The following is a 20968-nucleotide window of genomic DNA, read 5'->3' as shown; positions in this document are numbered from 1 at the left end:
ACCTAATTTAAGCAATCTAATATCCAAATAACATTCTCGTAGATCGTCAATCTACAATACAAATGAAACGCTGTCTTGATTTAAAACATTTTTTTAGAAAATGATACGATGCAACCGATTAGGCACTCACGGCATTTAGATTTATATACCTAAAAAAGAGCTCAACAAAGCTTGGTGCATAGATATTATGAATGGTGTAAAAACAAGAAAGCCAAGCGGTGTGCGCTTGGCTTTGGGTTAAGTGTTTCAGTCTGCTTTAGGCTTTAGGCTTTAGGACGCATGATGTTCTTAACCTTACGGCTATTTTCACCAAAGATGCGTTGGACAAGTTGATTCATGTCTTCCGCAGTGATCGACCTCGCCACTCGCTCAACTTGAGACAAAGCTTCGATGTCGTAACCATGAAGTAAATAACGAGACAAATACCAGGCTTGGTCGATGGAGCTCATCTCGAGAGGCGTGAAGTCAGCTTCAAACTGTTTCACTACCGCTCGCATTTCCTCTTCAGAGACACCTTGTAGAAGGTCTGCAATCACCTTATCGATCGCCACTTCCACTTTATCAACGTTCTCAGGCGCTATCATCGCACCAATAACCCACTCATGACTCAGTTCGCCATCTGCAGACGCCGAATACGTATAAGGTGAGTAGTCTAAACTCAACTCTTCACGAATATAAGCATCTAAGCGAGTCGCCAGCAGTCGTTCTAGCAAGTTTTCCGTGAAGATATCTTTTGCCGTCACGCCTTGGTCGGTTTCGGTTGTAGGTTCAGAGATGACTCGTAAGACGTACTCTGCACTATTCACATTATTGATGGCTAAATCAATGCGTGATTCAGATGGCTGCTTGTAGGCCACCTTAAAGTCAGGAACGTCGGCTTTTTCTAATGGAATCGAAGCCAAGTATTGCTCAACCAATGGCTTTAATTCACTTGGGTCGATATCACCCACGATCACCAATTGGTTATGTCTCATTTGACCAAACAGTTGCTGATGAAGATTAGCGATGTCTTCCACAGAAACTGCTTCAACACGTTCTTTACCCACAAAGAGGTGGCCACTGTCCTGACGATAGATGTTCTGGTTTCTTGCGCGTTCAAACTGGCCAACAGGGCTGCTCAAGAAAGATTCCTGACCCTGTGCAAACTCCTGCTTCACTGCCTCTAACTGATCGGGAACAATTTTAGGCGCAGTTATGAAGGTATAAAGCGCAGCAAGCGTGTCTTCAAGCCCGTCTTTATTGATATTAAATTCAATACCATGACGAGTATTACCAATGAAGGAATCGGCGCGAATATTTTCACGATCAAAGTACGCTAAAAGCTCAGAGCCCGTAAACTCACCGGCACCGCTTCGAGCGAAAGTAGGTAATGCGACCTCAACCGCTGGGTACAAGCTCGGATCCAAAGCGGCTTTTCCGCCAAGGCTCATATACATTACACCGACATCATCACCTGCCACATAATCACGCAAGTACCACATATCGATACCATTACTTAACGTCCACTTTTGGATGTATGGATCTACGGACATTTGTTCAGCAAGCACAACCTCGCCTTGCGAGCTAGGTACAGCAAAGGCACTGGCTGTTCCAATCGCAAGCGGCGGAATTCCCGCCTCGCTATACGTGGTTTTTAAGCTATCTAGAGAGTTGATGACCGCAGTTCTGTCTTCATTGTCGTCCATCCCAATAACAATAAAGTAATCATCAGAAAGTAGATTCTTGATGTTGTCGTTAATCACTTCAAGGCTCAAGTTATCAATGAAAGCTTCCAAGCTGACTTGATAGTCTTTCTGTGATTGGACAATTCGATCAGTGACTAACCTGCTCACTTTGTAATTCGCGTGTTCAACGCTGTCCATTTTATCCCAGTCATGCTCAATGTTATCCAGCAAGTCTTGGTAGTAGTGCAGTTCACCAACAATATCCGTTTCCGAAACACCAAAATCACGCAGTGATGCCAATGTAGAAAGCAGATCTTTTTGGATAACTTCGCGGCCTCCAGTCGGAAACCCAACACTTATTGACGAATAGTACAGAGAACCCATTCGATAGCTATCAGACGCTATCCATTGAGTCGGCAGCGCGGCATCATTGAACACCGCTTCTAATCGCTGTCGAATCAATTGTTGAGAGGTTTCATCTAACCTGCGTTGGTTCTGCTGAGCATGATTTTCAACTCTATTTAAACCTCGGTTAAACGTCAGAGTGATGCTTGGCGCTTCTCTTCCTGCGTACTCAACATAATCATCTTCATTGAATGAGGTCACTTTCTGTTTATCTGGTCTCGGCGTGTCGCCACGTTCCCAGCTAGAAAACTTTTCTTCAATGAGTGGAATCACGGTTTTGATGTCCACATCACCAGAAACGACCAGCTCAACTATTTGAGGTTGATACCAAGTTTGATAAAAGTTGGTGATACCTTGAGGAGTGGCATTCACAATAGACGATTTAGTCCCTAGTGCATCTTGCGATTCGTAAGGGCCGCCTTCAATGAAGTGATCATAATATATATCTCCGAATGACTTATCATCGAGGCGAGCCATACGAAACTCGCCAAGAACCACGCCTTTCTCTTTTTCGACTTCTGAACTTGATAGATCCAGGCCATCACCAATGTCACGCATCCACGTCAGGGCAGACTGCAATTGGACGTTATCTGGCAAATCTAACTGGTAGACCGTCTCTTCATAAGAGGTGTAGGCATTAATATCAGCACCGAAGCTAGCGCCTGCATCTTCAAATAAGCGAATCACGTCATTTTCAGAGAAATTCTTGCTGCCATTGAATGCCATGTGCTCCAGAAAGTGAGCATAACCTTCTTGCTGATGAGTCTCTTGAATTGAACCCGCGTGCACGACTAAACGAACAGATACGGATTCTTCATGATCTGGATAAACATGGTAGGTAAGGCCATTTTCTAGCTGGCCTGATGTCCATGCCGGATCCGGCTGGATTAAGGTTTCAGTGGTTTTTGATGTTGAGCTACAGCCAACCAAAGTTAGGCATAGTGCCGTCGCTAAATAATATGTTTTCATAACAACCTCTTAATGTCATTCATCGACAATATACAGATTGAGTTAACGATTATTATTTAATATTGAACCGGATGAGTATCTTTGTGATCTAGATCTTTATTTTATAAATCATTATACGTTATGTAAGATTGATTGTGCTCGTTTAAAGCAGCGTTTTGATAAGAGCCTAGTACATCCATTTAAACTCGCTAACTACATCCATTTAAAATCAATGGCTACATACATTTAAGCTAGTTTGCTACATACCCTTAAAGAGCGCTTGCGAAGCGCGGCTGATCGGTAACTTCTCTCCTGACACATAAGCAGACATCTGGCCTGAAAGCCCTTTCTTCACTTTATCAATGGCTGACACTTTCACCACCACCGAGCGGTGGATCTGCCAAAACTCATCTGGGTTAAGCTGCGCAATCAGCTCTTTTAGCGACACGCGAAGAATAAACTCCTCTAGCAAACCGCCTTGGCCTTTTTTGAATATAGACACGTACTTGTCTTCCGCTTTGAAGTAAGCGACATCATGGACTGCGATTAGGTGAATGTCTTCTCCAACGCTAGCCTTGAGCCACGTGAGATGTTTCTTCTGCTGTTGATAAAGGGGCTGCGATAGATAAGGAGGCTGCGTTTGCTGGGAAGTCGATTGTGATAGCTGTTGAAGCTGAGCCATTAACGCTGTGATATCGGGCTGTACTGGGATGTCATCAGGCTGTTTTTGACGGCTTAACAAACGCGCTTGAACCTTCTGACATGTGGCCAGTAAACGCTCTTCATTGATTGGCTTAAGTAGGTAGTCCATCGCATTGTGCTCAAAGGCTTTGACCGCGTATTCGTCATAAGCCGTAATGAACACAATCAATGGCGGTGAATCTAGCTTGTTCAATTGTTTCGCGAGCGAGATTCCATCCAGCTCAGGCATACGAATATCGAGAAACGCCACGTCGGGCTTAAGCTGCTGAATACTCTGCATCGCCTCCAAACCGTTTTGTGCCTTGCTGACGATTTCTAGCTCCGGCCAAACCTCAGCCAAACTCTTATCTAGGTGATGCCTTAACAGTGCTTCATCATCTGCGATAATCGCCGTTACGCTCGGCTGTATTGCTTGGTTATTCATAGTTAATCCTTTAAATTCACACTGTAAATCGTCTATTTTTCGTCACTGTTCTGTGCTTTCTAGTCTGTAATTCTAGGCAGCTGCGTCAGTCAGCGGTAACAAGATCGTCGACACTACCCCGCCTTCAGTTTGTTCAGTAATCGTTAGGCTCGCCTTATCACCATAAAGGGTTTCGATTCGCTGACGAATATTGCTTAACCCAACACCGTGACCCGTATTCGCAGAAGGCGTTTTCAGCCCTGCGCCATTATCAGCCACTTCAATTTTTAGCTGCTGTGCTTGTTGAGTAATACGAATATTCACTTGGCCACCCGCCGCTTTGGGTTCGATACCGTGCGTAAGCGCATTCTCGACCAAAGGTTGAATCAAGAACGGTGGAATCACCTGCAAATCGCTAATCTCGTGTGTTTCAATCGAGAACGTTAAGCGCTCACCCAAGCGTATCTTCTGAATATTAAGATAAGCGTCTAACAAGTCGACCTCTTGTGCGGTGGTCGATTGCTCGGTGCGGCTGTTTTTCAAAGTCACGCGCAATAAGTCAGTCAGTTTTTCGAGCATCAACTTGGCTTTCGCGCTATCACTCTCAATCAACACATTGATGGTCGCAAGTGTGTTGAACAAGAAGTGCGGTTCAATTTGGCTTTGCAGTTGCTTGAGCTGACTCAGCACCACCACCTTTTCTTGATCGGCCTGACGACGCTTGGCCACTTCCAATTCGTTATCGGCGCGTAGTTGTTGCTCTCGTGTATAGAAGTAGTAATAGCAAACCGAACAGAAGATCACACCGAGCAAGACTACGGATTTAAGGTCCGAGATATTGGCTCCAAAATATCCGTTCAACCAATAGTGCGCGTTCAAGGTACCAAAGGTCATCGCAATCACCATTGAGATCCCTACATCAAACACCTTTGATTTCCTCTTAAACACCTCAACCAAGATAAAAGAAGAACCCACCGCGCTGTAGCCAAAACCAAAGCTTATCGCGAGATTGACCACAAGATCGCCGCCCCAAATTGTCTGTGTGGTGATGGCGATAACGAAACAAAACAGAGTGGTCAGCGTAAAGCTTTTAATCCATGGAAACTTACTGTTTGAAAAAGTGTTCATTAAAATCGTCCTTTGATATTTAAAAGAATCATATGACTATCGGGTAAGTTGGCGTAAGCAGAATCACTTTTACCGCCTAGAAAGCGTGCAGCAAGTTCCAAATCCAACGATGAATCGCCATTATCTAAAGCCTGATAGTTGAGCCACTGGGTCGCAATAAACCCGCTATCTTGTGGAGAGAACATCACATCAAATGTTGGCGTGATATCTTCAAGCCAACCATGTGTCGAATCCAGAGACCAGTGAAACATGATGTTGTGCTGAACCAAATTGGCGTGTTGATAACCTTGAGCGTAAGACCCTGCCAGTGATGCTGTCATCGAATTAACCGACAAAGACTCGGCACTTTCTATTGCACTTTGCCATTCAGAATTGCTCCAAGCGCGGCTATCAAACCAATATTCCAAGACCACATTGTGACCCGTGTCATTGGCCCATGTTAGTCCTGCCAACGCTTGATAAGCTTCGCCCTGCTCTTCAAGATAAACCGGTTTAAGCAGTAAGTTAGGCTGACTGTAGCCAAGGCTTTGTCGTTGATAGACCACCGAGCCATGAAACTCCCAAGCGAGGTTCAACACCGAAACCAAACTCGCCCCAAGCAAGCCGTGGCGTACATCGTCATAATAAGCGACCCATTGATATTCGTGATCACCTACAAGATTGTAACGACGCAAGCCAACCCCTTGTTGTTGGTTCTGCTTTTCGAATTCATTTACGTCTTGAGAAGTCCATGACGAATCGCTGTAAAGCAGTGTCCATTCTCCCGTCATATCGAACAGTGACGCCGAGGTCACACCCGCGCCCTCTTCTGCAACAATACCAACGGGATTTTGTCGATAAGGCTTGATGATGTCTAAAGGTCGATAGCCATAGCCTACGCCCCAATCTAGGCGAACCTTACCCAGCGTGACATCAAGATAATGGTCACCGAACGCTGAATTCGACAGCTCAACCCCACCTTGCCAGAACAACTCACGCACAATAAATTCCGATTCAAAGCTCGCCTCTTGCCCTTGAGGGTTGTTGCTCAGAATATCGTTGGCTTTCACTGCGAACAGACCAAGCCAATTACCATATCCAACCTCTAGATCCAGCAAGCCATTTAAAGACTGACGATTATCAGATGGTAAAGGGCTGAATGGCGACTCTCGCGATTCAACGGCTTCTGCACTCAATTGCCAGTCCCACGCCAAGCTCAGATCGTCCGCTTGAATCGTGTTACTCACACAAGACAAAGCAAGCAAAGTAACGGCTGAATACTTGATGTGGAATCGGCGATTGGAAGCTTTCATGACGTCCACCTAAAGCCCAGACACGCTGTTACGCGATAGGTAGGCAGGGTTGTAATACTTGTCTTCCAAGCTTTGCTCAATCACTTCGCGGTACTCAATCACGGTTTTCTTGCTTGGTTGAATCTTATCGAGCAAGGTCATCGACACAACGGTTGGTAATCCATCTCGCACGCCTTCGGTAAACCACGCTTGCTTCGCCAGTTTACCTGAACGCAGATACATATCCGCTTTCACTGGAAACGCTCGGTCTGCCGTTAACCACAGATCAATCAATTGATAGCTGGCACCCTTAGTTTTCGCCGCGAGCTTTAGGTGATGGGTATCGAGCGTCTCGCCAGTCGGCATCTCAACCTGTTGCTCGGCAACCCACTCACCTTGGTAATCTTCGCTCCAAGTGAGCGTCGAGATGTCACCTACCGAGGCTTCACCCAATAGCTTTTGCATAGGTGTGATACGAATTGGGCGACGAGATTTCGGCATCAACAGCCAATAGTTATCTTCAATCATCAGCATCTTTTGCCCAGCCTCGACGGCTGATTTGAACACCACTAACGACTCTCGATTTGGTCTTGTATAGACGTTGTATTCACGGGTTTTATCCAGTTGATCGTCTTGATACAGCGCCACCAGAGACACTACCTTAGAGGCTTGTGCGCTGTTCAATCGGTAACTATCCGCCTTAGCGATCATCTCAGTGACTTGTTGTGAATCGACAGCCCAGCTTGGTGTTGATGCTAGAACCAACACAGAGCCCAACGCGAAAACCAACCCCAAGGTATTGAATGAACGAGTTAATTTATACATAAACCAACGCCTCCGTGATTGGCTTATTCACGCCTTTGCGAGCAGAAAAATAAGCAGCCAGCAAACATATTGTCAGCACACCTAAGGTGGCGTAACCAACCAATTCTAATGAGAAGTAAATGTTGAGTGGGTAACCTTCGGTTCTGCCGGGAGGTGGTGGCATTTGTATATCAACCACCAGCAATAACAGCGACACTAAACCACTCACTAACGCGCCTATTGCACTGCCAATCATCGCCAGTAATCCCGCTTCTTTTAAGAAGCCAGCCACGATTTCAGAAGGGTAACTACCAAGAGCCGACAAGGTGCCAATTTCACGAGTACGTTCCGTCACCGACATGGTCATGGTGTTAAACAGCGACACAAACACCACCAATGCCATCACTGCGCCCATGATGCCGAAGATCCGGTCGTAAAGATCTTTAACCTTGGTGTAGAAAAACGCGCGATCTTGCCACGGAGTGATCTCGATCTCTGTGCCTTGATCGCTTTGACTTGCACTATTTCGATCTAAAGCAGTTTGGATACGCTGTTGAACGGTCGAGGTCTTGCTTGTTTCAAATAGGAACACCGACAAGGTACTGACTTTGTCTGAGGCCAAAAGCTCTTGAGCAGTGGTGATGTGAACATACAGCTGACGCTTATCCAGCTCAGGAACCCCTGTCGAGTAGATACCCTGTACCTTAAAATCAAAGGCATTCAAAGCGCCATCACTGGTGGTGGCGAGCAGCGTTACCCAATCACCGACGGCAACTTTGAGGTTACGAGCCAAGTCGGTTCCGAGCATTACTTGTGGCTCTTGGTTGTCGTATCTTGGGGATTTCACATCCGACAGGGTTTGCCCGCTGCGCACATCAAGGAAAGGTCCTTTCATATCGAACTCACGCTCATTCACGCCCGTTCCCATAAAGATGGTCGATTTGCTGCCGTTAGACACCAAACCGCTGAAGTAGACTCGTGGCTGCACACCACGCACATCGCTGTCGCCAATAATGCTCTTGGTGAGCGCTTGAACATTATCGAGACCATTGCTCAGCGGCATGTCTTCATCTTGCTCAAAATAACCCGGTGTGCTCAAAGTAAGATGACCAGTATCGCGCGCGGTCGATTCTCTCAAAGATTCGTAGGTATAAAGTCCGTAACCACCGGCACTGGTGAGTGCGAAAACCGCAATCGCGATGATCAACACAGAAAGCAAGCTACGACGACCGTTTCTTAATAAGTTAAGCCAAGCCAAACGCATCGAAGTTGGAAGTAAAAACGTGCTCATTCTTTGTGTTAACTTGCCCATGAGATCGCCTCCGTGGTTACAGCTTGTGGCGCCAGTTGACCGTCGATAAGTTCAATGACTCGATCGCAGCGCTGTGCCATTCTTGGGTCGTGCGTTGCGACAATAAAAGTCGTGCCCATTTCGTGGCCAAGCTCTTTCATAATGTCGATCACAAGGTTGGCGGTGTGGCTGTCTAAGCTAGCGGTCGGCTCATCGGCAATCACCAAGCTTGGGTTATGGATAAGGGCTCTGGCTATCGCAACACGTTGCTGCTGACCGCCTGAAAGGTTGTCTGGACGGTGATGAACGTAATCTCCTAGCCCAACACGCTCTAACATCTCTTGAGCTCTGGTCTGCTGTTCTTGTTTTGAGCATTGGTTCAACATCAATGGGTAAGCGACGTTTTCTAGCGCGGTCATCACAGGAACCAAATTGAAGCGCTGAAATACAAAACCCAACGACTGACGACGAAAACGTGCAGCGGCGATTTTCTCTGTCGGATATGGTTGGCCATCAATATTTATCTCGCCTCGGTAGTCCATATCCAACAATCCAAGAATATTCAAAAGTGTGCTTTTGCCAGAACCTGATGGCCCACATAACGCCACCATTTCACCACGTTGGATATGTCCATCGACCCCGTTTAGTGCATCAACACGTTGACCGCCCGTGACATACGCTTTGCCGATATTTTTAAATTCAATCATTCCTTTGTCCTCCGCTGACCCATAATTTTTAAGCGTTCGCAGTTGTTAATGAGCTTGAGTAAACCGCTATTTAGCATTCGCAACTGTTACTTGGCTTTCGCTATTAGGGCCTTCGCTGTCATGGTCTCGATGTTGCCAGCATCGGTGTTTTCCATCTTTTCAAGCCACACCTGTGCTTGCTCGAAGTCTTCAGCACGAATCGATGCGGTAATGGCGTAACGGTAAATCCATGAGGTCGCAGCGAAATGTTGTTGTTGGAAATCATCTTCCGCGAGTAACGAGAGGAACAGATCATAACCACGATCGAAATGGTTAAACATGTCTGGCAGAGAGGTGTAAGTCACCGCAGCCATAGCGCGAGTCAGGTAAGAATCTGGCAGCCCTTGAACACGAGGTTGCTCATGAATCGGTTGGTCTTCGTCTTTAAGCAGCACCAGTGATTTATCAATGGTCGACAAACCCTTTTCCACATACTTCATCTTATTCCAAGGTAAGAACGCATCACGCCCCATCAGGGTTTCTGTGCTTCCGAGGTAAACCAAGGTCAGTGGTGTCGCTCCATCTTGTTGCAGCGTGTCATTAAGGCGTTCATAAGCCACCTCAACCAGATCTTCATTGCCTTGAGCGGCTTGATTGTAGATATCGAGCACGTCAGAGCTTGGGTTAGCCAAAGCTAACGTAGGAGCGAATGAAACAAGAGCAATCAGCAATGAACGCTTAAGCAAAGAAGTGGTAGAGCTTGAATTAAATGAGTGTGAAGTAGTCATGATTTCTAATCCCTTTCAAATGTTGACGTTGAAAGGTTAACTAGAATTTGTCGTGCAGTTTTATCAATGCGACGAATGGTAATAACAAGGCGTGAATGGTTGAGTTAGGGTGTGAGTGGTGGGAGATCCAAACAAAAAGCACGAGTAGGAAAGGATAAAATGAGTGGGCAAAAACGTATCTAACATTTCCTACTTCAGGCCTTGATCAGAGCTGACTCATTTCTGCCCCTAAACGTGTTGAGCAATGCAAAACGTAGCATTTTTACTTTTCATTGATAGCTACTAATGATTTAGACTACGCGTAGAAATCAAGAAAACCTTGTAGGTAATATGAAAAATATAGAATCCGTAAACTCTTTTTTTGAAGGGCTAGGTATAGCTCACCCTGAACATTATTTTTCTACATTTTCAACTTCATTCGTCGATGAATCTTGTGTATTACTACGTCAAGGTGAAGAGCAGAGCCATGCATTCTATTTGATCTCTGGTATCTTAAAGGCCTGCCATTATACCGATTCAGGTGCAGAGCGATGTAAAGAGTTTTATTTTCCTCAAAGCCTTTGTTTACTTTTTTCGAGCTGGATAGAGAATCGAGAGTCTAGCTATCAAGTTGAATCAGTAACTAAAGTTGAATACATTAAAGTCCCTATGAGTATGATTAACTCTCAAGAATGGGTTAACACAAAAATTCAGCTTCTTGAACAGCAACTGCTTTATAAAGAAAAAAAAGAAAGCTTTTTTCTGCTCAATACGCATGAAGAAAGATATAAATATCTAGTTGAACACTTTCCCCACTGGGTCAAACACTTAACAAGCGTTGATATCGCTAATTACATGGGAATAACCCCTGTTAGTTTGTCAAGAATAAAAAAACGCATTAACAATTGTTAATTAACACGATTGAGTTTCAATAGAACATAGAGCCACTATTCTTTACTTGGTGAGCTCTATTTTGTGGGTTTTATTTTCTGTTCTATCCGCTGTATTCTTAACCGTAAAAGATGTGTCATTAAAAAAGTCCACATCTAGATTATCAGTAACACAATCGACCGCAGTAATGCTGTTCATTCTTTGCCCTATTTGTTTGTCCACCATATTCACTATCGAAAAGGTGAACTACGACGTTAATCTGTTGATAATTATGCTCTCGGCTGCCACGCTTGATGCTGTTGCCATGGCATTTTACCTCTTAGCTTTGCGTAATGGCTCTTTAGCCAAAGTCGTGCCTATTTTATGTTTTGTCCCTGTATTTCAGCTGGTTTTAAACTTTGTTTTTTACAATGAAGTCCCGTCATTGTTTGGATTAATAGGGATAATAGCTGCGACCTTTTTTATGTTTTATGTTTTATGGTGCAAGTTCAAGCCTAATGAGCATAATAAAAGATAAAGCTGTATACAGCATGGTATGCGTCTCCTTGCTTTGGTCACTTAGCTCAATCATTCATAAAGATGGTTCTAGTCAGATTGGGGCTGTCAATTGGACTGCGCACATATGCTTAGTCATGTTCTTATATTATTCGCCTTTCCTGATCAGAATACGGGTATCGACTATAAGCTTAAGTAACTTTTCCGCTTTAATTGTTCCTGCTCTTGCTCACTTACTAACTTTACTTACATTTTATCATGCAGTTTCGATAGGAAACGTTGCTTTTGTATCTTCGCTAAGACGATTATCGACTGTGTTTTCAATTTGGATTGGTTGGTATAAGTACAATGAGACTGTAACAAATAGACTCTGCATATCGATATTTGGACTAATAACTTCAGCTTTAACCATTACACTTTTCGGCTAATTGTGTAGTGAATGATTAAATTTGACTACGAGGTAAGAGGCTTTTGCAATATCTAAGTAATCCATCAAATGCTAAATTGGGAAGTAGTGTAACTCATGAATATCCAGAGCCTTCACAAGCTGAATTTTTACCTGTGGCATTTTAGCTCGCCCCCCTCATTACCTTTACCAATAATCCATTGATTTATTTATTGTTGGAGCGTAAAAAGAAAGACTGCAATATGTGAACATAAAAGACAAACGCCGCTTAGAGAGCGTTAGCAATCAGGAGAAGCAATGGGTGTAAATATCAGAAGCGCAGAAATCAGTGATGCGAAGGGAATCAGTGAATTAATCTCACCTTTAGCAAAAAAATATGTTTGCCCTACTTGCGATGCGTCTGTACACGATATTTTGCTCAATTCAATGTCAGAGGAAAATGTAGAAAAGTATTTATCCACCAATTACACTTATGTAGTTGCCGTGACTGCGAATGGTGAAATGGTTGGTGTGGCTGGAGTTCGAGACAACTCACATTTATATCACCTTTTTGTAGATGATAATTTTCAAGGCAATGGGCTTTCTCGCCAATTATGGGAAGCAGTTAAAGAAGAAGCAATAAAAAACGGAAACAGCGGTATCTTTACGGTCAACTCAGCGGTAAATGCAGAAAACGTATACTTGCGGTTTGGTTTTAAACGCACTGAGGGCATTAGAAATCGGCAAGGAATGATCGATATTCCAATGCTGTTGGAGTTTGATTACTAACAAGCCAAGTCAGCAGGGCAATTTTAATCAGCTTTAAAGTTGCCCTTGCTTGGCTTTAAGTAACTAAGGAATTGCAAGGAGTACACGTGAATCCAAATCTAGGTGAAGTCTTAAAAGCTCTTCAGGATAGTTGGTCTATAGAAAGCACCGATGAGCCAGAAAATTGGACCCAATCCAACCCAAGCCGCGGGCAGTGCGGAATGTCATCGCTCATAATCAATGACTATTTCGGTGGAAAACTGGTTTTGTGGAAGGTGTTTGTAGGTCAGGAGCAAGTTGGTGTTCATTATTCAAACGAATTACCAGATGGTACGCCATTCGATTCAACTGGCGATCAATTTTGGGATATTGAAGAGCTACAAGAACCTTCGTCATTTGAAAGACCGAATAGACCACCAAAGAATGGAGCTGACCGTTATCTGAAATTATCAGATTTGGTCCGTAGTAAACTGGAAAATAACCGGGTAGAAGAGGCCGTCTCTACCTAACACTTAAAGGTGCGGGACGCGAAAAATCCCGACCCCGTGTTTTAGGTATCCCCTTACTTTGTCCAATGTCTACTGTTCTAAATAAAACAAGTTACCTAAATCGTTTTTGTCCACAACTTGGATAGACCGATTTTTAGCTCGTGGCACTTTATGACTCAAAGTGCCCTAAAACGAGTTCAGAATAGATAGATCATCAAGATAAATACTTCAATAGCCTTATGAACTCATCCCAATAAAGTGTCCGTTTTTTAGTACGCTGATTTGTTTATATAATAATCAGCGACTTTGATGATCGATTTTTTTACCAGAGCAATCTGTTTTGAATGTGGACACCAAAGAGATATGGGAACCATTATTTCTTGTTTGATCTCGTCACATTTTATCTCTACCAAATTTTCAGTCACATATTCAGAGTCAATTATCGATTTTGGTAAAAGAGCCCAGCCAAAATCATCTTGGACAAGCTTAACAATGACTGCTAATTGATCAACATATTCATGTTTTGAAGAAACAACAACCTTCTCCGTCATTTTATCTTCGACCATAGATTTGAGAACAAACTGTCGTAAAGATTTCATCGTTGAGAGTGTCTCGTTTGCTGGCTTAGCCGATAGTTCACTTTCTGCATTAGCAAATGGAACAAAAGGCATATTCCCCAAAAAAGTAAAATCAATACTATTAATCACTTTGCTTTCGTATATGTTCACAATACCAAAGTGAATGCTTCCATCTTCAATCCCTGTTTTTATTTCTGGTTTCGTTCTGACCAAAAAATTAACACGCATGGATGGAAAGTCTTCATCGAGCTGTCGACGAATTTTAGAAACAACATGATGAGGTAAAAAGCTCGCATAGGCTATCGTCACCGATTCTAGCCCGCCAAATGAAAGACTTAATGCAAATCTATCAAGAGTTTTAGCCTGCTCTAGTATTTGCTTTGCGTAATGATAAAGAAGTACTGCATCTTCAGTGGGTTCTACACTGCGGCTCAACCTATCGAATAAAGTGATCGCTAACTGGTCTTCTAAACTCGTGATGACTTGTGCAACCGTTGTTCGATGCTTATTTAATTTTATCGCCGCTTTACTAAAAGCTTCCTGCTCATATACCGCAACGAAAGTATTTAATTGTTCAAGACTAAAGTTCATATCCTGTCCTGCAAGTCCTCATATTCGTTAATAAATTTTACCACCAGAGTCTACATTAACCAACACAGAGCCTGTTTCTCTTATCAAACAACACATCCCTATCACCACGCTCTGACATCAATTAAAAATCTCTCATCGAATACACTTTAAACAGATGAATTAAAATATTTCTTACCAAAAAAACCGAAATCCCCCTTTACCGCAAATGTTTGGATGACAGCGATGGATCGAGCCCATCGCTAGAGAGTTAATGAGTATAAAAACCTTATGTAAAGTTGCGTTATTGCTTCGGCTACTTAACTTAAATAACTCGGGAACGTCTCATGACCAGACTCAAAATGACCGCTTTGTCTACGGCTTTACTTGCTACCATTTCTATTTCAGCATTTGCTGATGACACCCAAAAAGTTGACCCGTCCGATATGACTCGTGCCAGTACCAATATGTATGTGGCAACCAACAACATAGGTGATCTAAAGCTATCGGGAGCTCTATCATATACTTATGACAACGGACAGATGTCTATGATCACATTGGAAGGTTCGATGGATAATGAGGGGAAATATAAAGACAGCCGAGCTCAATATTTCCATGTATTCAATATAAATAATGCCATTACACCTCGTGTAGCCGCGTCATTAGACATCATTGATAATGCAAGCTTTACTACTGCAGCTGTAGGTGGTGTCGCTATTTTTAGAACTCCAATCGGCTCTCTGACCTTTTTTGGCCGTGCAGCTGTGATGGGCGGTGAGTACTCAGACAGCACAACAAGTGCCTTTGGTGTTACAGACAATAGTATCGTAGGTGGTATGGCCGCGGCTTATGCGGTTTGGAAGCCGGGCGCCGATGGTACTTATTTTGCAGCCTACCCAGAGTTTACGTACATGGATGGTGATATTGAAACGAGTACCGTTAAAACCACTCTACTCGCAGCGACTCCTTTTTCGGCAGACAAAACACGCTGGGGACAAGTCAAGGTTGAAAATACTTATGGAAGCATGGAATCAACCAATCAAAAACTAGACATTGACGACACCGTGGTTTGGTTCCAATACAAAGTCTTCTTCTAAAACGACCAATAGCCATAATACGTTAAAAGGTGGATCGAGAGATTCGCCTTTTTTTAGTTTTATTTTCCTTACCCCCTCTCACTCTTCTTTATTAAAATAGCCACGATTTACTATTCAGTTCGGGCTTACTTTGAACTGACTCTCTACCTCAACACTACATGTATTGCCGATGAGTACAGGGTAAGGAGCTCTAATGTATCGTCTGAATACAATGAGTAACGGGAAGAAGCTCAAACAATCGTATCTATATAACGTGCACTTCTTTACGCCATGACATCGGTGTGTAACCACGAGCCTAAAGCGCATAAAAGCGTTACCACAAGCGATAATGGATAGCAGTGTTGAGATGACCCAAAGATATCGTGATACTTAATCGCGAGCACACAAGAAATAAATAGCGAAACTAAATAAACAAAAAAACGCCAGTCAGGCGACTGGCGTTACAAAAAGATAAAACTCTATTCAATGATCAAATCTATCAATGATTAATCACACCAAGTGGCAATCACCGATTGCATAATTAGCGACTAAAATACTTCGCAATCTCACGAGCATAAGTTTCTTCTTGGTTTTTACCGTTACTGGTTGAAAAGAAAGATATAACTAAGTCTTTGTCTGGTGAAATATACACACCTTGACCGCCAACACCTGCTTTGAATAAGTCGCCATCCTCAAAGATTGCATCAAATTGATAACCATTCTTGATGTTTGTGTCGTTGGAGAAAGAGTTTTCCATCATCTTGCCCACATAGCCACCCCCGTAAGCTTCTGGGTTACCAGAGTCTTGAATTAACGTAATGACTTCTTTGCTAACACCACCATTACCCAACTTTGTGGCTGACGGAGTAAGTAACATACCGAATTTAGTCATATCTTCAATTGTGGTATTCATTGAGAAAAACATTAAAGGGTATCCCCCTTGTGGAGAAACGACAGTATAAGCGTCATTATTTGCCCCCATTTTCTGCCACATATCACGACTGACAATCTCATTCATGGGTAAGTTACGAACGTTCTCAATAAGTCGAGCTAGAACAAACGTATTAATTGAATTGTATTCGAATGTTTTTCCGCCCGGCGCTCTTCGTTTCATTTCAGCAAGTACTTCAAGTGGGCTTTGGTTGCCTTCACCTTCAAACACGCCAATGGAAACCGCCCATTTAAACCAAGGTTGTTCTGGGTTTATACGTGAGTCTGCTTCTGGCTCATCGTGCTCTGTTGCATTCAAGCCTGTCGCCATATTTGCAGTATCAGAAACGGATACTGTATCCCAGTCAGATCCCTTTAATTCAGGAATGTATTTAGAAATAGGGTCACTCAGGTTAACTTGCCCCTCGTTGACCAATTTAGCCAGCTCAATACCTACTGTAATTTTCGAGTTTGAAAACCAATTATGCTTGTCTGTTTTTCCCATCGTGTTGTAACGCTCAAAGACAACTTCTCCACTCTTAACAACAAGAAAAGCATCGACAGGATAAGAATCTAGGTGTTCGTTTAGAGTCTTACTCTCACCGTGTACAGTCGCTGATATTTCACCAATATTTTGGTCAATTTGATATGGAAACTGATAGACGGGTCCATCACGTTCAATTTGAGCCGTAGGATAGAAACGGCTTAAATTCTGCCAAGCAAACTTAGACTGTTCAATAGGAAACTGAAGTTTAACGCGATTGCCTTTTTTCAAGAAAAAGTCATGAGTGTTGTAAACATCAACGTTTGTGGATGATTCATTAATGCTCTCATTAGCAAACGCTGAGCCTGCAGATAGAGCCGTTACAATGGATATAGCGATTAAGCTTTTCATATTGGTTTTCCTATTGATATATAAGTGCTGTAGTGCGAACTGCATGCAAAAGCTGCGAGCCAGTTGTCTTTGTTAATACAGGCACGTTACAAGGAAAACGGAATAACGCCTCATCGCCTACGATGGATTGCCTCCATCAAACGTTGAAAGTTAGAAGCATGAATGTTCTTTTCTCACTAGTTTCCTGACCCCAAGTGACTCTAATATTTGCGAGGTGTAGGCTGTTATGTGTAAAGCGTAAAGAGAAATGAGTTAAACGGCACATAACGATCAGATTTAACCTAAAGGTTCCCCGTTAATAACCTGATCATTTTCTTAATTCGTTGATCAGGTTTATTGATAAAGCTCAATATCCGACGCGTCAATGACGTATCCGGTTTGAATATCTTGATTGCCATCAGAAAGTGTAATCGACGTATCAACCGCCCCTGTTTTAATGTTCCCTATCACCCATACTGGTGTGTATAAACTTTGCAATTCATGGCCTTCAGGAAATTCGACTAAAATCGTTTGATTTACTGGTGGTGGAGGTGTGTGAATGCAAGCCCCTGCGGTTGGTACTAAAATGAACTGCGTCCCTATTAAGCCTTCCATTTCGAGCGGTACTAAAAACCCGGCCAGTTTTATATCGTTAATACTAAGGTCGGGAACTATATCGTTCGATTGTTGTGTTCTTTGTATAAGCAGTTCACTTACGTTTAAGCCAAACTTTTCAGCTAATACCACACGTTGATTGTACCCATCGTTTTCCATTGGACTTAACTGACGCGTTTTTTGAACGGCTTCATAGGCGTAAATCTCAGAAAGTAGCGCCTTATTCCCAGGAGAAAGAACCTGATATTGATTCTGCAAAGGTCTTAACGATTCCCAAGATATGGTTTCAGCCGCTTGTGTGAACAAACTAAAACAACAAGCCGTAATCATCAATAATGTACTTTTCATTTCAACATTTTCTAATTAGAACAATAGCTAATGAAAAAATGGCTAAGAAAACCTTAGCCATCGTCTCGTTTTATATCAGTCGATAATATTTGAATTACAGACTTTCGAGGTTATCCATTAGTTGGTAGAAGAACCCAATAGAGCGACCGTATTCTTCAACTAAGATACGCTCGTTCACACCGTGGAAGCCTTCGAATTCTTTTACGCTTTCTAATTGTATCGCCGTCATTGTATATACATCAGGTGCGAAATCACGTGCTTGGAAGTGTTTAGAGTCTGAGCCTCCAATAACAAAGAACGGTGAAACAATCAGGTCATTACCCCAAGTTTGACGAATCGTTTTTTCAAGCATCGCGTAACCAGGGCCACTTGGATCCGCAACATTCGTTGCTGGTGTTGATGCTGATATATCACGTATGGTCATGCGATCATCGCCAATCGCTTTTTTCACATGTTCAATGATCACTTCAGGTGTATCGCCTGGCATCGGTCTAAAGTTTACAACGGCGGTTGCTGCTGGTGGCAATACGTTATCTTTGATACCGGCATTAAACATGGTAACGGCGGTTGTTGTATGAAGCATGGCACGAGTCACTTGGTTTTCCGACATCACCTCAATGAATTTTTGTTCTAAATCTGTCACGGTGTCGTTATTACCGTAAGCAACGGCTTTATAAAGTGGTTGCTGCGCTTCTGGAAGCTCAGGTCCCATGTAGCGGTATTGGTAACGCACCGCATCATGAATTTTGTAAAGGAATTGCGCAGCTTCAACTTTCTCAACCGCTTTTGCTAACGCGACAATATTCGATTCTTCTCCCGGTTGTGATGAGTGTCCACCAACACCATTGATGGCAATTTCTAGACTAACGAATCCTTTTTGAGCAATACCAATCAATGCTGTATTTTCACGGATTCCAGGGAATATACCAGGGACAAGAGGAGCAGATTCATCCATAACAAAAGCAATTTTTTCATAACGTTGCTCAATGATATCAGCGGCGTGTTTAGCGCCTTCAGGTCCGCCGACTTCTTCATCGTGGCCAAATACAAACAAAATAGTGCGCTCAGGTTGGAAACCCTCTTTGAGTTTCATCTCAGTCGCTTCTAACAGTGCTTGAAGTTGGTTTTTGTCATCTAATGAACCACGACCCCAGATATAACCGTCTTTAATCGCGCCTGAAAACGGGTCTTCTTTCCACTCATCACGAGACTCTTCTGCAATCGGTACCACATCTTGGTGCGCCATAAAAATAGCAGGAGCGAGTGATGGGTCTTTACCTTCCCAAGTGTAAATTAAGCTGAAAGGGCGTGGGTCACCGACTTCTTCTCGCTTGAGTGTTTTGTGCACTAATGGGTACGATTCTTCAAGAAATTGGTGGTAGTCACGAAAAGCTTGCTCATCAAAATCACTGCGGTCTTGGTTAGAGATAGTTTGAAACTGAACCGCTTGCGATAAACGTTGCGCAGCGCCTTCTACATCAACTTGTATGTCGACTTTTTCGACACCTTGCATTTGCATCGAACTAAAGTCTTGCTCATCAGCCCACGCTGAAATGCTAGCGCTCAATGCCAAAGCGGAAGCGATACCGGTAAAGAGTTTTGATGGTTTTGTCATGATTTGAAGCCTTAACTGGATGAAAAGTAAATCTGTGTTTTGGTTTATGCGTTAATTATTAACCAACAATACAGACCAAACTAATCCCTAGCGAAGGACTCCACCCATCAGAAGACGTCGGTAACAATTTGTAGTGGATAAGTGAAATTAAAAATGAGCGTGTCGGGGATGAAAAGCTTTTACAGTCACGGAAATGATCCGATATCACCCTGTGACATAAAATTCGTAAAAAGATTTAGTGCAATGGTGAGTTTCAGAACAAACACTTTCTCTGTATTGCTAAATTATCTTATGCAAAAAAATAGCCGCTAATCAGCGGCTATTTTCTAAATGTCTAAGCAAAGCCTTTACTGCTTCTTCGCTGCGACTATTTCTTCGTTTCTTCTACTTCTTAGTCTCTTCAACCACAGCTTTCATCAATACTGATGTATCCATGCGGCCTTGTCCTTGGGCAGACAGTGCCTTGTATGCGTTGTTGGTCTTTTCAGTCAGTGGAAGTTGGATACCTTGGCGTTCAGCTTCATCTAGACAGAAGCCTAAGTCTTTGATCATCCAATCAATCGCGAAACCGAAATCGAACTTGTCTTGCGCCATTGTGGTTGCGCGGTTTTCCATCTGCCATGAACCAGCTGCGCCGTTTTTCAGGCAATCAACCAGAGTTGGGATATCCAAACCTGATTTTTCAGCAAGCACCAAGCCTTCAGAAAGGCCATTCAATACGCCTGCGATGCAGATCTGATTGACCATTTTCGCGCGTTGGCCTTGGCCGACTTTACCCATCAGAACTGACGATTTTCCGTAAGCTTCGAACACAGGTTGAAGGTCGTTGAAAAGCGCTTGTTCGCCGCCACACATGATGGTTAGCACGCCGTTTTCTGCGCCCGCTTGGCCACCAGATACTGGTGCATCCATAAAGCGAATACCGGCTTGCTTCGCTGCCACTTCAAGCTCTTCAGACAGAACTGCAGACGTTGTGGTGTGGTCGACAAGAATCGCGTTTGGCTTCATTGCAGCCAGTGCGCCTGTTTCGCTGGTTGTCATGCTGCGTACATCGTCATCGTTGCCCACACAAACTAATACCACGTCAGCTTCCACGACACACTCAGACACAGATTCTGCCGCTTTACCTTGGTGTTTATCAGCCCAGTCTAGCGCTTTGCTGTGAGTGCGGTTAAATACCGTTACTTCAAAACCGGCTTTGACTAGGTGGCCTGCCATTGGGAAGCCCATAACGCCTAGCCCGATAAAACTTACTTTCATTTCTTTCTC

The 20968-nt window shown here is 43.4% G+C and carries 17 protein-coding genes; 4 read left to right on the top strand and 13 right to left on the bottom strand.

Annotated features, from left to right (window positions below):
• Positions 1-263: 263 nt before the first annotated feature.
• The 8 genes from L3V36_RS04165 to L3V36_RS04130 form a co-directional block, all read right to left on the bottom strand.
• Complete coding sequence (locus tag L3V36_RS04165) at positions 264-3038, bottom strand: insulinase family protein (protein WP_065680982.1); 2775 nt, start codon at positions 3036-3038, stop codon at positions 264-266.
• Between the two features lie 238 nt (positions 3039-3276).
• A complete protein-coding gene (locus tag L3V36_RS04160) occupies positions 3277-4143 on the bottom strand; it encodes a response regulator transcription factor (protein ID WP_208774468.1) in 867 nt (288 codons plus the stop codon).
• Between the two features lie 72 nt (positions 4144-4215).
• Positions 4216-5250, bottom strand: a complete 1035-nt coding sequence (locus tag L3V36_RS04155) for a histidine kinase (protein ID WP_208774470.1) — start codon at positions 5248-5250, stop codon at positions 4216-4218.
• Positions 5250-6542 carry a hypothetical protein gene (locus tag L3V36_RS04150; protein WP_208774472.1) on the bottom strand — a complete coding sequence of 431 codons (1293 nt, stop codon included), beginning with the start codon at positions 6540-6542 and terminating at the stop codon, positions 5250-5252. Before L3V36_RS04150 ends, L3V36_RS04155 begins: the two co-directional genes overlap by 1 nt.
• 9 nt (positions 6543-6551) lie before the next feature.
• A complete protein-coding gene (locus tag L3V36_RS04145) occupies positions 6552-7346 on the bottom strand; it encodes an outer membrane lipoprotein-sorting protein (RefSeq protein ID WP_208774475.1) in 795 nt (264 codons plus the stop codon).
• Positions 7339-8637: an FtsX-like permease family protein gene (locus tag L3V36_RS04140; protein ID WP_102575218.1), complete on the bottom strand. Its 1299-nt coding sequence runs from the start codon at positions 8635-8637 to the stop codon at positions 7339-7341. Before L3V36_RS04140 ends, L3V36_RS04145 begins: the two co-directional genes overlap by 8 nt.
• Positions 8625-9323, bottom strand: a complete 699-nt coding sequence (locus L3V36_RS04135) for an ABC transporter ATP-binding protein (RefSeq protein WP_017098816.1) — start codon at positions 9321-9323, stop codon at positions 8625-8627. The genes L3V36_RS04140 and L3V36_RS04135 overlap by 13 nt, the downstream gene beginning before the upstream one ends.
• A gap of 86 nt (positions 9324-9409) precedes the next feature.
• The gene (locus L3V36_RS04130; RefSeq protein ID WP_108192351.1) at positions 9410-10090 is read right to left on the bottom strand and encodes a hypothetical protein; all 681 of its coding nucleotides are present in this window, start codon (positions 10088-10090) and stop codon (positions 9410-9412) included.
• Between the two features lie 330 nt (positions 10091-10420).
• Here L3V36_RS04130 and L3V36_RS04125 point away from each other — a divergent pair, with 330 nt between their 5' ends.
• The 3 genes from L3V36_RS04125 to L3V36_RS04115 all read left to right on the top strand — a co-directional run bounded on the left by L3V36_RS04125 (position 10421) and on the right by L3V36_RS04115 (position 13117).
• A complete protein-coding gene (locus L3V36_RS04125) occupies positions 10421-10981 on the top strand; it encodes a Crp/Fnr family transcriptional regulator (RefSeq protein ID WP_208774479.1) in 561 nt (186 codons plus the stop codon).
• Between the two features lie 1177 nt (positions 10982-12158).
• Positions 12159-12629, top strand: a complete 471-nt coding sequence (locus tag L3V36_RS04120; RefSeq protein ID WP_017094178.1) for a GNAT family N-acetyltransferase — start codon at positions 12159-12161, stop codon at positions 12627-12629.
• 86 nt (positions 12630-12715) lie between these two features.
• Entirely contained in the window at positions 12716-13117 is a 402-nt protein-coding gene (locus L3V36_RS04115) for a hypothetical protein (RefSeq protein WP_208774487.1), read from the top strand.
• 248 nt (positions 13118-13365) lie between these two features.
• Here L3V36_RS04115 and L3V36_RS04110 read toward each other — a convergent pair whose 3' ends face one another.
• Positions 13366-14265: a LysR family transcriptional regulator gene (locus L3V36_RS04110; protein ID WP_102454020.1), complete on the bottom strand. Its 900-nt coding sequence runs from the start codon at positions 14263-14265 to the stop codon at positions 13366-13368.
• 323 nt (positions 14266-14588) lie between these two features.
• On the opposite strand from L3V36_RS04110, the gene L3V36_RS04105 reads away from it, so the two are divergent.
• Entirely contained in the window at positions 14589-15338 is a 750-nt protein-coding gene (locus L3V36_RS04105) for a hypothetical protein (RefSeq protein ID WP_208774489.1), read from the top strand.
• 520 nt (positions 15339-15858) lie between these two features.
• Here L3V36_RS04105 and L3V36_RS04100 read toward each other — a convergent pair.
• The 4 genes from L3V36_RS04100 to L3V36_RS04085 all read right to left on the bottom strand — a co-directional run bounded on the left by L3V36_RS04100 (position 15859) and on the right by L3V36_RS04085 (position 20959).
• Positions 15859-17142: a serine hydrolase gene (locus L3V36_RS04100; protein WP_065680974.1), complete on the bottom strand. Its 1284-nt coding sequence runs from the start codon at positions 17140-17142 to the stop codon at positions 15859-15861.
• A gap of 333 nt (positions 17143-17475) precedes the next feature.
• Positions 17476-18084 (bottom strand): DUF3299 domain-containing protein, encoded by a 609-nt coding sequence (locus L3V36_RS04095; RefSeq protein WP_208774492.1) that lies wholly within the window; start codon positions 18082-18084, stop codon positions 17476-17478.
• Positions 18085-18178: 94 nt separating this feature from the next.
• On the bottom strand, positions 18179-19699 hold the full coding sequence (locus tag L3V36_RS04090) for a M20 family peptidase (RefSeq protein WP_208774495.1): 1521 nt from the start codon (positions 19697-19699) through the stop codon (positions 18179-18181).
• A 384-nt stretch (positions 19700-20083) separates the two neighbouring features.
• Positions 20084-20959 (bottom strand): NAD(P)-dependent oxidoreductase, encoded by an 876-nt coding sequence (locus L3V36_RS04085; RefSeq protein ID WP_017091934.1) that lies wholly within the window; start codon positions 20957-20959, stop codon positions 20084-20086.
• Between the last annotated feature and the right edge of the window lie 9 nt (positions 20960-20968).

This window comes from Vibrio sp. G-C-1, from assembly GCF_021728015.1.
Lineage (GTDB): Bacteria > Pseudomonadota > Gammaproteobacteria > Enterobacterales > Vibrionaceae > Vibrio > Vibrio splendidus.
Note: the sequence above shows the minus strand (reverse complement) of the source record. Positions and strands in the feature narration are given on the sequence as shown.

What these genes read in the sequence shown, in the direction of transcription:
- L3V36_RS04165 (WP_065680982.1), bottom strand. Translation starts at nt 3,038, where the DNA reads ATGAAAACATATTATTTAGCGACGGCACTATGCCTAACTTTGGTTGGC.
- L3V36_RS04160 (WP_208774468.1), bottom strand. Translation starts at nt 4,143, where the DNA reads ATGAATAACCAAGCAATACAGCCGAGCGTAACGGCGATTATCGCAGAT.
- L3V36_RS04155 (WP_208774470.1), bottom strand. Translation starts at nt 5,250, where the DNA reads ATGAACACTTTTTCAAACAGTAAGTTTCCATGGATTAAAAGCTTTACG.
- L3V36_RS04150 (WP_208774472.1), bottom strand. Translation starts at nt 6,542, where the DNA reads ATGAAAGCTTCCAATCGCCGATTCCACATCAAGTATTCAGCCGTTACT.
- L3V36_RS04145 (WP_208774475.1), bottom strand. Translation starts at nt 7,346, where the DNA reads ATGTATAAATTAACTCGTTCATTCAATACCTTGGGGTTGGTTTTCGCG.
- L3V36_RS04140 (WP_102575218.1), bottom strand. Translation starts at nt 8,637, where the DNA reads ATGGGCAAGTTAACACAAAGAATGAGCACGTTTTTACTTCCAACTTCG.
- L3V36_RS04135 (WP_017098816.1), bottom strand. Translation starts at nt 9,323, where the DNA reads ATGATTGAATTTAAAAATATCGGCAAAGCGTATGTCACGGGCGGTCAA.
- L3V36_RS04130 (WP_108192351.1), bottom strand. Translation starts at nt 10,090, where the DNA reads ATGACTACTTCACACTCATTTAATTCAAGCTCTACCACTTCTTTGCTT.
- L3V36_RS04125 (WP_208774479.1), top strand. Translation starts at nt 10,421, where the DNA reads ATGAAAAATATAGAATCCGTAAACTCTTTTTTTGAAGGGCTAGGTATA.
- L3V36_RS04120 (WP_017094178.1), top strand. Translation starts at nt 12,159, where the DNA reads ATGGGTGTAAATATCAGAAGCGCAGAAATCAGTGATGCGAAGGGAATC.
- L3V36_RS04110 (WP_102454020.1), bottom strand. Translation starts at nt 14,265, where the DNA reads ATGAACTTTAGTCTTGAACAATTAAATACTTTCGTTGCGGTATATGAG.
- L3V36_RS04105 (WP_208774489.1), top strand. Translation starts at nt 14,589, where the DNA reads ATGACCAGACTCAAAATGACCGCTTTGTCTACGGCTTTACTTGCTACC.
- L3V36_RS04100 (WP_065680974.1), bottom strand. Translation starts at nt 17,142, where the DNA reads ATGAAAAGCTTAATCGCTATATCCATTGTAACGGCTCTATCTGCAGGC.
- L3V36_RS04095 (WP_208774492.1), bottom strand. Translation starts at nt 18,084, where the DNA reads ATGAAAAGTACATTATTGATGATTACGGCTTGTTGTTTTAGTTTGTTC.
- L3V36_RS04090 (WP_208774495.1), bottom strand. Translation starts at nt 19,699, where the DNA reads ATGACAAAACCATCAAAACTCTTTACCGGTATCGCTTCCGCTTTGGCA.
- L3V36_RS04085 (WP_017091934.1), bottom strand. Translation starts at nt 20,959, where the DNA reads ATGAAAGTAAGTTTTATCGGGCTAGGCGTTATGGGCTTCCCAATGGCA.